The organism is Oribacterium sp. C9, assembly GCF_002007235.1.
Lineage (GTDB): Bacteria > Bacillota > Clostridia > Lachnospirales > Lachnospiraceae > Oribacterium.
This window is the reverse complement of record NZ_MUHW01000008.1, coordinates 40320-54299: the sequence shown is the minus strand read 5'-3', so window position 1 is coordinate 54299 and position 13980 is coordinate 40320. Positions and strand designations below refer to the sequence as shown.

Here is a 13980-nt window from a genome sequence, read left to right as displayed (position 1 = left end):
AACTAAAAAATGGGGGAGGAATATATATGAGCGACAACAAAACACTTTCCATGGCGGTGCTTGGTCTGGGAAGATATGGGAAATATGTATCCAGGGAGCTTTTTGAGAACGGAGTGGATCTGATGATAGTGGATAATGATGAGGAAGTCATAAATCAGATGTCGGAAATCGCTGACATGGCGGTCGTATGTGATCTTGCGGATCCTGAGGCTGTGGAGAAGCTGGGACTGGGAAGCATGAATGTGGTGATCGTGGCTATGGGAAGTTCTCTGGAGGCTAGCATCATGTGCACGACCATCGCAAAGGAGCAGGGGGTACATAAGGTTATAGTGAAAGCCAGCTCGGAGCGTATGGGTAAGATACTGAAGAAGCTGGGGGCAGATGAGATCATATATCCTGAAAAGACTATGGCGCATCTGACGGTTACACATATTTTAAATAAATGATTTAAATTGAATAGAGCAGATAACAGATAGTTTGAAAATTTTAAGTGCATTTAGGACTCTGAATAGTCTGCGTCGGATATAAGTACATCGGTTTTTTGCCCCGTTAAACAAGCTGAAAGCTATAATCAGCAGTTTAACGCGGTGAACAGCCGATGTCTTTTTTGCGCGGACAACTGTATGACCCAAAAGAATTAAAGACATAAATAGTATATATAAATATAATAAAAAGAAGTTATATTTTAAGGAAAACATAATCAAATCAATTGGTTGAGGAAAAATTAACAAGGTGATATAATCAGCAGGCATGTTAAATATTGACTCAAAGAATATTAAATATAATAGATAAAGATTTTTTATTTATTGCTTTGTGAAACTGTATAAAACATGCTTTGGTGGTCTATGTTTACCCTGAAAAGGCATGGGCCGATCTTTCCAAGGAGGGATATCATAAATGAATTTTGAAAATATAAATAACGAGCTGATTTCATTCCTTGATAACAGCCCTGTTTCTTTTTTTGCAGTCAGCAATATGTGTGAGACCTTAAGTAAGGAAGGCCTGACCCGCTTATATGAGGGTGAGGCATGGAAGCTTGAAGCCGGAAAGGGTTACTATGTGACCAGAAACGATTCCGCTGTCATAGCATTTCGCATTCCTAAGGAGGATTACACAGGCTTCCAGATGATGGCCAGCCACTGTGATTCACCGGTCTTCAAGATAAAGTCAAACGCAGAGATCACCATCGACAAGCAGTATGTAAAGCTTAACGTAGAGAAGTACGGCGGCATGATCTGTTCACCATGGCTTGATAGACCTCTTTCTGTTGCAGGACGAATCGTAGTCAGCACAGAGGACGGTATCATGACAAAGCTCGTGAACATCGACCGTGATCTCATGATCATTCCGAACCTTGCCATCCATATGAATCGTCAAGTAAATGAGGGCTACAACTTCAATGCACAGGTTGATATGCTTCCTCTTTTCTGCGAGAAGGGTGAGGAGAAGGATGTGTTCCTGAAGCTCATTGCGGATGAGGCAGGAGTAAATGCAGAAGACATCCTCGACACGGATCTTTATCTTTATAACCGCATGAAGGGTACAAAGCTCGGTCTCAACAACGAGTTCATCGCCAGCGGTCGCCTGGATGACCTTCAGTGTGCATTTGCATCACTTCAGGGCTTCCTTCAGGCTGAGCCAAAGGACTCAGTAGCAGTTCACTGTGTATTCGACAACGAGGAAGTCGGCTCCGGAACCAAGCAGGGCGCAGCTTCAACATTTTTAAAGGATACACTTCACCGTATAAACAACGCTTTCGGCAAGTCAGAGGATGAGTACCTCATGAGTATCGCAAAGAGCTTTCTTGTATCTGCGGATAATGCTCATGCCGTACATCCTAACCATCCGGAAAAGTCTGATCCTACAAACCGTCCGTATCTCAACAAGGGTATCGTTATCAAGTACAGTGCGAATCAGAAGTACACAACTGATGCGATCTCAGGTGCGATCATGAGAGCCATCTGCAAGAAGGCTTCAGTGCCATATCAGACATTTACAAACCGTTCTGACATGCTTGGAGGTTCAACTCTGGGCAACATTTCACAGAATCAGGTTGCACTCAACACAGTGGATATCGGACTTCCACAGCTTGCCATGCATTCACCTTACGAGACAGCCGGCGCAAAGGATACGGCATATCTCGTAGAGGCTGCAAAGGTACTGTTCTCATCATCGGTTGAGGGAGCAGGAGACGGAAATTACAAGCTGAAGTTCTGAGACTTTTCTTTTCATCGCGCTGATGTGTGATGAAAGAAGTAATGAGTTCTTTAGTTTTTAAAATGTTTCTAAGTCCTGAAAATACTGTCCTTTGGACGATGTAAGCATTGTCCTCAGGAAGGATCCGGACGGAATGGATCATTTTATATGTAATTAAGGCAGAGGCTGCACGAATTCGAACACTTTCAGTCACTGCTTTATGCGGATACAGAGAAATGGTGGGAGAGATTATCTGTAACTGCGAAAAAGAAGGGGATGCAAAAAAATATACGGCATCTCGTAAAATCAGGCAAAGTATGAATCTGCTTTGCCGGTATGAAAAGGAGAGTTTTTGTTATGGATTCAAAGCGTATCAAATGGACGACTCTCGCATTCATGGCGTTCTCAACAGTATGGGGCTTTGGTAACGTTCTGAACGGTTTCGTCTACTTCAACGGTATCCAGGTTATTTTCAGCTGGATCTTAATGTTTGCACTGTATTTCATCCCATATGCACTTATGGTTGGTGAGCTTGGTTCTGCTTTCAAGGAGTCAGGTGGAGGAGTAAGCTCATGGATCTTAAAGACTACAGGTCCTAAGCTTGCATACTACGCAGGATGGACATACTGGGCATGTCACATCACATACATCGCAAGTAAGTCATCAGGCGGACTTAAGGCTCTCAGCTGGGCAGTTTTCCGCAATGCTGAGACATACGATACATTCCCTACAATCGGTGTACAGCTCATCACATTTGCAGTACTTCTTTTCTTCTGCTGGGTTGCCAGCCGTGGTCTTAACCCGTTAAAGAAGCTTGCAACAATCGCAGGAACAAGTATGTTTGTAATGTCTATTCTTTACATCATCATGATATTCACTGCACGTGCTATAAATCCTACAGCTGATTATGTATCACTGGATTTCAGCATGAAGAACCTTATCCCACAGTTCGACGTTAAGTATTTCACATCACTTTCTATCCTTGTATTTGCAGTAGGCGGATGCGAGAAGATCTCTCCATACGTTAACAAGGTAGAGAACCCAAGCAAGGGCTTCCCTAAGTCAATGATCACACTTGCTATCATGGTTGTAGTTTGTGCTATTCTCGGAACTATCGCTATGGGCATGATGTTCGATCCTGTTGCCATCAACGAGAACTTCAACGCATACGTTTCAAACGGTTCTTACTGGGCATTCCAGAAGCTCGGAAACTATTATGGTATCGGTGATACACTTCTCATCATCTATGCTGTATGTAACATGGTTGGTCAGCTTTCAACACTTGTAATCAGTATCGATGCTCCTCTTCGTATGCTTCTCGACAACGAGGATGCACAGGAGTTCATCCCTACAGCTCTTCTCAAGAAGAATGATGCAGGTGCTTACATCAACGGTATCAAGATGGTTGCAGTTCTTTCAGGTGCTATCATCCTTATTCAGTCATTTGTACCTGGTGCTGCTGCAGTTCTTAAGCAGCTTACAAAGCTTAACTCAGTATGTATGCCTATGCGTTACCTCTGGGTTTTCACAGCTTATATCGCACTCCGTAAGGCAGGCGCAAAGTATGCTCCTGAGTACCGTTTCGTAAAGAACAACACAGTTGCTCTTATCGCCGGTGGATGGTGCTTCTTCGTTACAGCTGCCTGCTGTATCCTCGGTGTATACGATACAGATCCTTTCACAATGGCTCTCAATATCATCACACCTTGCGTACTTACAGCTCTCGGTGTAATTCTTCCTATCATCAAGAAGAACGAAGTACAGAAGAAGGCTGCAGAAGCAAACGCTTGATTTAAATCAAATATTTAATATGGAAGAGGCTGTCCGCGAAAGCGGGCAGCCTTTTTTTCGCGATAAGGCTTTCATGCGGCCGCTGTGCTTGCACAAGCGGACATATGAAAGACAACGCGGAATCGAACAGCGAAGCTGTGAGATGTGGTGATAAGGCTTTCATGCGGCCGCTGTGCTTGCACAGATGTTAAAACTGTGTCAAAAATGTTCAAAAAACTTAGCCATTGGCGTACGGATTTGTGTATGTTTGCCACAATGGTCGAAATTGCACATATCATAGATGAAAATGTGAACATTAATGCGCATTGTACTGTTAAAATACACATAGAAAGAAGCAATCCTAAGTGCTTAATGATTGAGATTGCACAAATAAAACACCGTTTTCAAACGAAAACGGTCAAAAAGGCTCCCCTCGCTATGCGAAATACAAAGGGAGAACAAAACGGAGGATTTTTATGAAGAAAAGACTTATGGCAGCCGTAATGGCAGGAACTATGGTAGCTTCACTTGCAGCCTGCAGCCCGTCACCTCAGGCTCCTGCAGAGTCAAAGGGTGCTGAACCTTCAGCAACAACCGCTGCACAGGCTGAAGAAAAGAAGGAAGAGACTACAGCAGCTCCTGCCGCAGCTGAAGGAGATAAGACCCTTACAGTTTACGCATGGGACAAGAACTTCAACATCCCTGCACTTCAGGCTGCAGAGGCTGATTATCAGAAGAATGTGGATCCTGAGTTTAAGCTCAACATCATAGAACAGTCTCAGTCATCAGATGTTGAAAATGCAGTTACACTTGCAGGTTCAGCCGGAGACTACAGCACACTTCCTGATATCGTTCTTTTCCAGGATCACTACTTCCAGAAGTATGTAACAGATTTCCCTGAGGCTTGGGCAAGCTTCGAGGGCGCAAGTGTTAACTGGGATGACTTCGGAAAGGAGAAGTTATCATATTCGACCATCGATGGTGTTCACTATGGTATGCCGGTAGACAACGGTACAGTCGTTTTTGCATACAGAACAGATCTTCTTGCAGAAGCAGGCTATACGATCGACGACATGAAGGGTATCTCATGGGATGAGTGGCTTGAGATCGGTAAGAAGGTAAATGAGAAGACAGGAAAGTACCTTCTTTCCATGGATGGTGACGGAAACGACCTTCCATATATGATGCTTCAGGCCGAGGGTGCTTCACAGTTTAAGGATGGAGATATAAATCTTTCAGAGAACGAGGCATTCAAGAAGGTCATCGATGTTATCGTAAGAGGTGTCAAGGAAAACGTTATCTACCTCGCAAACGACTGGGGCGATTACACAGATCAGACTATCGTAGGCGATATGGTTGCAGGTGTTATGAACGGAAACTGGATCATACCGACCATCAAGCAGGTTAAGGACAACTCTGGAAAGTGGGAGATCACAAGCATGCCTACGCTTGAGGGTAAGGGCAAGGAAGGCTTCGCATCAAACGGAGGTTCTTCACTTTACATCACTTCAAACTGCAAGAAGCTTGAGCTCGCTCAGGATTTCCTTGCAAAGACATTCGGATCAGGTTCTGTAGAGACATATGATGCAGCTCTTAAGAACGGCGGCGTTATCACTTGTTCTATTTCAGCAGGTACATCAGCGGTTTACAACGAGGGTGTTGAATACTTCAACAACACACCTATCTATGCCGAGATCGTTAAGATGGGTGCCAATGTTCCTGTTGTAGAGCAGAGCGATTTCCACTATCCGACACGTACACAGGTTGCTGCAGCTATCCAGAGCATCATCAACGGAGCAGATGCAGACTCAGCTATCAAGGATGCTGAGGATCAGGTAAGATTTACTATGCAGGGCTAATGCTTAAAGCTAAGAAACAGTTTTCATAATTCACTCCTATACAGGGCGGGGAGTCACGTGAGATTCCCCGCCCGTTTTTTGCCATAAGGAGAGAATTTTAAAAGGAGGATCCACATGAATACAACAAAAAAAGGGACGAGCGTTCTTGCCAAACAGCATCGCGCAGGATGGTTCTTTTTGCTTCCGGCGACCATAATGATATTTGTTCTAAACTTCTATCCGATGCTTCAGGCCTTTATCATTTCACTGAAAAAGGGGTCACCTGCCGCATTACAGTGGACAACTCCTGTTTTCAACAACTACACACGTATGCTTCAGGACAAGCTTTTCATCCGTTCCATAGGAAACACATTTCTGTATCTTCTGGTTCAGGTTCCCATAATGCTTATCCTCGCGATACTTCTGGCACAGCTTCTCAATAATAAGGATTTAAAATTCCGTGGAATTTTCCGTACGATGGTGTTTCTGCCTTGTGCCACATCACTGGTATCATATGCATTGATTTTTAAATCTTTATTTGCAACACAGGGACTCATAAATTCTGTATTTGTGAATCTGGGAATCTTCAAGGACAACTTTAACTTCCTGGGAACGCCATGGTCAGCCAAGATGGTCATCATCATAGCATTGATATGGAGATGGACAGGCTACAACATGGTCTTCTACCTTGCGGGACTTCAGAATATCGAGTACTCCGTATATGAGGCGGCAAAGATCGACGGTGCCAACGGCTGGGAGACCTTCTGGGGAATCACCGTACCGCTTCTCAGACCTGTTATCGTAATGACATTCATAATGTCTATCAACGGAACACTTCAGCTCTTCGATGAGTCTATGAACCTGACAGGCGGCGGACCTGCGAACTCCACCATCACCATGTCACATTATATCTACAACAACTCCTTCGGACAGGGAGTAGGAAACTTCGGATATTCATCCGCCCTGAGCTTCGTTGTATTTATCATGGTTGCAGTTCTTGCATTTATCAATCTGAAAGTAGGTGACAAACGTGACTAATAATCTTTCTAAGGTAAAAACAAATTCATCCGCTATACAGAAGCGCCTTATACCGACTTACATCTTTTTGACCATATGGTGTATCTTCTCGGTATTTCCGCTGTACTGGATGATAACAGCAGCTACCAATGCTTCCATCGAGATCGCAAAGGGTAAGATCGTCTTCGGAACCTACGCCGCCGAGAATTTCAAAAATCTTCTTGCTGCTGAGCCGCTCTGGAGATCACTCGGCAATTCCTTCAAGTATTCAATCGTTCAGACAGTGCTCTGTCTCTTTGTCTGCTCTCTGGCAGGCTACGGCTTCGAGCTTTACCATGACAGTGTAAAGGACAAGCTTTTCGGAATCCTCCTTCTCGCAATGATGGTTCCGCAAGTTGCAACCATGATCCCGCTTTTCCGTATGGTTTCAGGTGCACATCTCCTTAACACAGTATGGGCATTTATACTTCCTTCTATTTCCACGCCTTTCATGATCATGATGTTCAGACAGAATTCCAGAAACTTCCCTGTAGACATCATGGAGGCAGCGAGACTCGACGGACTTTCAGAGCTGGAGATCTTCTTCCGTATGTATCTCCCTGTAATGAAATCCACATATGCGGCAGCGGCTGTTATCAGCTTTATGAACGCATGGAACTCATATATGTGGCCGAAGGTAGTCATGAATACGGATACCAGTGCCATGAATATGCCAATGCTTATCGCAAACCTTTCCGAAGGTTATACTGTGGATTATGGTCAGCTCATGATGGGCGTACTTTTCTGCTCTGTACCTACCATGATCATATTCTTCATATTACAGAAGCAGTTTGCGGAAGGTATAACAGGTTCAGTCAAGTAAGGCTGGGGAAAGGGTTGTTATGGAAAAGTTTGATTATTCAATAGTAAAGGATCCGAAGGTGTTCAAGATAAACGTCCTTCCTGCAGCATCCGATCATATAGCATACAGAAATGAAGAGGAACTGGCGGCTGGAGATACGAGCCTCCGCTGTTCTCTCAACGGGTTTTGGAAGTTTTCATATGCAAAAAACTATGTGTGCAGCATTCATGATTTCTATAAGGAAGACTATGATGCGCACAGCTGGGAGGATATCAGAGTGCCGGCTCATATACAGATGGAGGGATATGATGTTCCTGCCTATGTAAACACTCAGTATCCATGGGACGGAAGAGAGCAGATCGAGCCGGGAGATATCCCTGAGGATTTCAATCCTGTAGCTTCCTATGTGAAATATTTTACAGTTCCCGAGGCATTTAAGGGTGAACGTCTCTTCATCTCTTTCCAGGGAGTGGAGTCGGGATATGCACTGTGGCTTAACGGTAAATTCGTAGGATACAGTGAGGATACCTTCACTCCAAGTGATTTCGAGCTTACACCATATGTGAAGTCCGGTGAGAATAAGCTTTCGGTTCAGGTATTCAAGTGGACATCCTCAAGCTGGCTGGAGGATCAGGATTTTTATCGTTTCTCAGGAATCTACAGAGATGTTTATCTTTATACAGTTCATAAGGTTCACGCCAATGACTTGAAGGTGAGAGCACTTCCGGACGAAACATTGAAAAAAGCGACTTTTGAGTTTTCTATAGAGCTGGAGGAGGCCACAGGCTCCACAGAATACAGCCTTTCCTACGAAGGGAAGGTGGTCCTGAAGGGTGAAGTCAAGAACATCGCATCCTCACTTAGAGTTACCGGAGGTGTCGAAAATCCGGTGCTCTGGTCCGCAGAAAACCCGGCATTATACATGCTGAAGCTGAAACTCAAGGATGAAAAAGGAGAGATCACAGAGGTCATAGAGCAGCCTGTAGGTTTCCGTCGCTTCGAAATGGTGGACGGCATCATGAAGATAAACGGCCAACGTATAGTATTTAACGGCGTAAACCGTCATGAGTTCTATACGGACAAGGGGCGCGCTGCTGTTACGGAAGAGGACGTAAGAGCTGACGTCATCGCCATGAAGCGTAACAACATCAATGCTGTCCGTACTTCGCATTATCAGAACGCACCATACATCTATCGACTCTGCGATGAGTACGGACTATACATGATCGCGGAGAACAATATGGAGAGCCACGGGATCTGGGACATGATAGCGAGGGGACAGAAGCCGCTGGAGTATGCACTACCAGGAAACCGTGAAGAGTATATTTCTATGCTGAAGGACCGTGTGAACAGCACATACCAGCTTGATAAGAACCATCCTTCGGTCATCATCTGGTCCATCGGAAACGAATCCTTCGGCGGTAAGCTTCCTCTCATGATGGCAGACCAGTTCCGTTCACTGGACAGTGACAGACTGGTACACTATGAGGGTGTAGCTCACGACGAGCGCTATCCGGAAACTACAGATATGTATTCACAGATGTATACCCCGGCAGCGGATATCGAAAAGTATCTTAAGGAGCATACTGACAAGCCTTTCATTCTCTGTGAGTACACTCACTCCATGGGCAACTCCAACGGCGGAATGTTCAAGTATACCGAACTTTCGGACAGGGAGCCGAGATATCAGGGAGGCTTTATCTGGGATTACGTGGATCAGTCCATAAGAACCAGGAACCGCTTCGGAGAAGAGTATCAGGCATACGGCGGAGATTTCGGCGAGAGACCTACGGACTATGAGTTCAGCGGAAACGGTATCATGGACGGAACCCGCAAAGAGTATGGTGGAAAGATGCAGGAGGTACGCTTCTGCTTCCAGACTCTCAGGGTCAATGTTTCCGACGGGAAGATCACTGTTTATAATAGAAATCTCTTTACCGATGCTTCAGCATGGGACTGCATCGTAAGTCTCAAAAAGTACGGAAAAGAGCTTGTGAGAAAGGAACTGAAGGTTGAAGTTGCACCTCTTACGGAAAAGAGCTTCGACTATCCTTTCGAGATACCGGAAGAGGCAGGAGAGTATACTGTTGATGTTTCCTTCCGTTTAAAGAAGGATACCATCTGGGCTGTAAAGGGACATGAGGTCGCCTACGGTCAGGGCATAGTAAGAATCGATGAAGATGAACTTGCAAGGAGACATGAAACAGAGATCAGGAAGCCTTTCAGGGTAGTGAGAGGTTCCGTAAATGTAGGGGTAAAGGGAGAGAACTTTGATATACTTATCTCTACCCTGAGAGGCGGCATCACATCCTATCGCTATGCCGGTAAGGAAATGATAGGAGCAGTGCCTCGCCCTAATTTCTGGAGAGCACCGAATGCCAACGATGACGGAAATCAGATGGCCGCAAGACATGGCATATGGAAGCTGGCAAGTCTCTATCAGACAACTGTACCACAGGCTGCAAAGGAAGATGAGGCATGGGGCAGGGAAGTCATGGCGTACCCTGAAGTCAGGGAGCATGATGACCATGTGGACGTGACATTTAAACACTGGCTCTTCCCGACAGAAAAAGATACCTTTGCAACTGTCACATACAGTGTATACGGAGACGGAACCTGCAGGATCAGCATGGAATATGAGGCTGAAAAAGTTCTTCCTCCGATGCCTGAATTTGGGTATATAATAAAGCTTGATTCGGATTATGATCAGGTGAAGTTTTACGGAAACGGTCCGGAGGAGAACTACTGTGACAGAAACACAGGTTCTAGACTGGGAGTTTACAGAACAACAGCAAAGGATTCCATGGCGCCTTATCTCGTGCCGCAGGAGACCGGAAATCACACTGCAGTACGCTGGGCAGAGGTGACTGACAGAAGAGGTCGTGGAATAAGATTCCGCTCAGTGGGCTTTGACGGTATGGAGTTCTCGGCTATTCCGTATACACCGGAGCAACTCGAGGAGGCAAAGCATCCATACGAGCTTCCCAGAGTCACAAATACTGTAGTCCGCTGCTCCATGAAACAGATGGGAGTTGCGGGAGACGATTCATGGGGTGCAAGGACCCACGAAGAGTTTTTACTTGATAATACTAAAAAGCTTAGCTTTTCTTTTGAATTCAAAGGTATCTGAGCTTCGGGAGTTTTTTATGCCAAAGAAGAAACGGGAAATGCAATATCGCTATTATGAGATGCCGGAGGATTCCTTCGTGCTTCCACTTATGGGACAGACATGGGTGCGGAAGTACGGAGACGGTATCGATTATCTACATTTTCATAATTATATGGAGATAGGCATCTGCCATGAGGGTACCGGTGAAATGCTGTTTGAAGATAAGGCTTATCACTTTGAACCGGGATGCTTTACCATCATTCCTCCGAACTATCCTCATACCACAAATTCAGAACCCGGAACGCTGGGGTTCTGGGAATATCTTTTTGTGGACTGCGAGGGTCTCATAAACTGTATCTTTGAAAAGAAGGAAGATAGTGCCAGGGCCGCCGTAGAAGAACTTTACAGAAGACCCTATTTTTTTGAAAAAGGACAAGGCGAAGCTCTGAAAAATGATATAATGACAGTGTTTCGTGAGCAGAAGGAAAGGAAGCATCTCTTCAAGCAGAAAAGTGATGCTTTTCTCATAGATCTTTTGACGGAAGTGATCCGTATGAACGAGTCCGATACTGAAGTGAAGAGGGAAGACAGTCCTTTGGTGAAGGATGAGGTAGGAGATATGGAACGTCTTATGCCGGCTCTGTCTCATATAAAGACTCATTACATGGATGAGATCTATATCGGTGAGCTTGCTGATCTCTGCGCTCTGTCAGAGACGCACTTCAGACGTTTGTTTAACGAGAATATACACCTTTCTCCTCTTGAGTATGTGAATTCCATCCGCATTCATGAGGCATGCAGAGAACTCAGGACCACAGACAAGCCCATAAGGACAGTGGCATTTGAGACCGGATTCACATCCATTTCCACCTTCCAGAGAAATTTCTTCAAGTTCGTAGGTATGCCTACTCATGAGTGGAGAAATCATCCGGAGAATTACGAGTACAAATTACAACAGTATAAGATAAGCACCTATGAAGGGTGGTAATGTATTCTGTCGGACCTCAATGAAAAGTTCGGGAGACGGCAGCGCCGGAAAGATTTATCAACTTCTAAAAGGATGACATCATGGTCAAAGGAGGCTGTGGCAGATACGATATTCGTGTTTGCCATGGCCTTTTATCATATCTCACATGATAAAATATCATATATCTTCTTCCATATATGCGTAGATGGTTTACATTAAGTCTTTAAAGTCTTAAAGTAATATAAAGAAGAGAATTTTACAGAGCAGGAAAGACTTAAAATATATAAGGATTTTGCTATAGCAGCCATAGGAATATGCATTAGCTGTAAATTAGGACATAGTTTAAAACTGAGACTTAAATTTACACGAGGAATTGCGACTCTAACTGATACGTTAAGGACATGTTTAAAATGTGTCTTTTATAAAAAATATGCAATAAGATGCATAATTCGTAGTGACATGCATAAATATGCACCAAAAGAATACTAAAGCTGCATTTATGCATACTCAGAATGCATATTTGATGCATATAAAAACATGTTGACAAATGCCATTTCAGGACGTACCATTTAAACATATACCGATCAAAAAAGTTATGACGTTTGTTCATACCATAACGAAAAACGGAAAAACGGGAGGAGAAATATGAAAAAGTTATTATCATTAGTAATGACAGGTGTAGTTGCCATGAGTGCATTAACAGCGTGTGGAAGTTCTCAGGGCACAACAACTACGGCAGCGGCAGGTTCAGCAGAGACAGCTGCAGCAGGTAACGCGGGTTCAGGAGCTGCTTCCGGTGAAGAGGTTGTTTTCGGTACAGGTGGAACAACAGGAACATATTATGCAGTTGGCGGTGTTATGGCTACTGTGCTGAATCCTCTTATGAAGAACTCACACCTTACAGTAACATCAACAGGTGCTTCAAAGGCAAATATCCAGCTTATCGATGACGGTGATGCGGATATCGCTATCGTGCAGAACGACGTTATGTCATACGCTCATGACGGTTCAGACCTCTTTGCAGATGAAGGTGCTTATGAGACATTTGCACCTGTAGCAGGTCTTTACGATGAGACAGTTCAGATCATCACATGTACAGATGATATAAAGACAGTTGCAGACCTCAAGGGCAAGACAGTATCTGTAGGTGATGCAGGTTCAGGTGTTGAGTTCAACGCACGTCAGATCCTCGACTCATACGGACTTACATTTGACGATATCAAGGTTGTCAATGCTTCTTTCGGTGATTCAGCGGATTCCCTTAAGGATCAGAAGATCGATGCTGCCTTTATCGTAGCAGGTGCTCCTACAACAGCAGTTGTAGACCTTTCAACAACAAAGGATATTCATCTTGTTGAGCTTGATGATGAGCATATCAAGGGATTACAGAGTAAGTACAACTTCTACACACCGACTACTATTCCTGCAGGTACATACAAGGGCGTTGATGCTGATGCAAAGACTGTTTCAGTAAGAGCTACTATCATCGCATCAACCAAGCTTTCTGAGGATGTTATTTACGAGATGCTGAAGACCATGTTCGATAACAAGGATGCACTTGCAGCAGGTCATGCTAAGTTTGAGCTTCTCAGCCTCGAGGATGCAACAAAGGGTATCAGCATCCCATTCCATCCGGGCGCAAAGAAGTATTATGATGAGCAGGGCATTTCAGTTAACTGATGAATTTTGATTCTGTTAAAAAAATACATGTTTCTGTAGCGGTGATTGCCATTCTGGCAGTTGCCGCTATGGTCGTTATTTATATAGAGACAGTTGGAATAGGATATTTGACTCTTAGGAACGCTTCGGACGGAACACTGTACGGTAGATATCATGTCAAAGTGGGAGATACCTTCGGTGTTGGTTTCATACATTCCGTAAACAAGAGCCCTCTTACGGATTATTATGAAATCAAGGAAGACGGCATATACGTGGAAAAAACCGTTTATTATGGTTTTGGCGCAGGGGTCCAGACAGAGCTTTCAGAGGGGGAAACGCTCACATACGGACCGGACGGAAGCATGATAGTATCCGGATTTGACAGGAAGATGGATGATCTCACCTACTTTGTGGGGACTGTATCTGATCATACATTGACCATAAACGACAAAGAGGGCATAAGCCTGAGAGATCTGTGCGGCAGAAATGCCAGAGTCAGATTCTCATATGAGAAGTGGCGCTTCTTTTGATGCGTGGGCATCGCGGAGTGAGAGGCAGAAACATTGGCACTCACCTTAAAATT

At 44.5% G+C, this 13980-nt stretch carries 10 protein-coding genes; all 10 read left to right on the top strand.

The features are described 5' to 3' along the window. Positions 1 to 26: 26 nt before the first annotated feature. Positions 27 to 446: a potassium channel family protein gene (locus BXO88_RS06675; RefSeq protein ID WP_078036975.1), complete on the top strand. Its 420-nt coding sequence runs from the start codon at positions 27 to 29 to the stop codon at positions 444 to 446. 451 nt (positions 447 to 897) lie between these two features. Next, positions 898 to 2217 carry a M18 family aminopeptidase gene (locus BXO88_RS06670; RefSeq protein ID WP_078036974.1) on the top strand — a complete coding sequence of 440 codons (1320 nt, stop codon included), beginning with the start codon at positions 898 to 900 and terminating at the stop codon, positions 2215 to 2217. A gap of 336 nt (positions 2218 to 2553) precedes the next feature. After that, positions 2554 to 3987 carry an APC family permease gene (locus BXO88_RS06665; protein ID WP_078036973.1) on the top strand — a complete coding sequence of 478 codons (1434 nt, stop codon included), beginning with the start codon at positions 2554 to 2556 and terminating at the stop codon, positions 3985 to 3987. Between the two features lie 455 nt (positions 3988 to 4442). Continuing rightward, complete coding sequence (locus BXO88_RS06655) at positions 4443 to 5825, top strand: ABC transporter substrate-binding protein (protein ID WP_078036971.1); 1383 nt, start codon at positions 4443 to 4445, stop codon at positions 5823 to 5825. A 114-nt stretch (positions 5826 to 5939) separates the two neighbouring features. After that, positions 5940 to 6842 (top strand): carbohydrate ABC transporter permease, encoded by a 903-nt coding sequence (locus BXO88_RS06650; protein WP_078036970.1) that lies wholly within the window; start codon positions 5940 to 5942, stop codon positions 6840 to 6842. Then, on the top strand, positions 6835 to 7683 hold the full coding sequence (locus BXO88_RS06645; RefSeq protein ID WP_330395099.1) for a carbohydrate ABC transporter permease: 849 nt from the start codon (positions 6835 to 6837) through the stop codon (positions 7681 to 7683). Before BXO88_RS06650 ends, BXO88_RS06645 begins: the two co-directional genes overlap by 8 nt. A gap of 19 nt (positions 7684 to 7702) precedes the next feature. Next, positions 7703 to 10792 carry a glycoside hydrolase family 2 TIM barrel-domain containing protein gene (locus BXO88_RS06640; protein WP_078036969.1) on the top strand — a complete coding sequence of 1030 codons (3090 nt, stop codon included), beginning with the start codon at positions 7703 to 7705 and terminating at the stop codon, positions 10790 to 10792. A 16-nt stretch (positions 10793 to 10808) separates the two neighbouring features. Continuing rightward, complete coding sequence (locus BXO88_RS06635) at positions 10809 to 11759, top strand: AraC family transcriptional regulator (RefSeq protein WP_078036968.1); 951 nt, start codon at positions 10809 to 10811, stop codon at positions 11757 to 11759. Positions 11760 to 12383: 624 nt separating this feature from the next. Next, a complete protein-coding gene (locus BXO88_RS06630; RefSeq protein WP_078036967.1) occupies positions 12384 to 13418 on the top strand; it encodes a TAXI family TRAP transporter solute-binding subunit in 1035 nt (344 codons plus the stop codon). Further along, complete coding sequence (locus BXO88_RS06625; RefSeq protein ID WP_078036966.1) at positions 13418 to 13927, top strand: DUF1850 domain-containing protein; 510 nt, start codon at positions 13418 to 13420, stop codon at positions 13925 to 13927. Before BXO88_RS06630 ends, BXO88_RS06625 begins: the two co-directional genes overlap by 1 nt. Positions 13928 to 13980 lie beyond the last annotated feature (53 nt).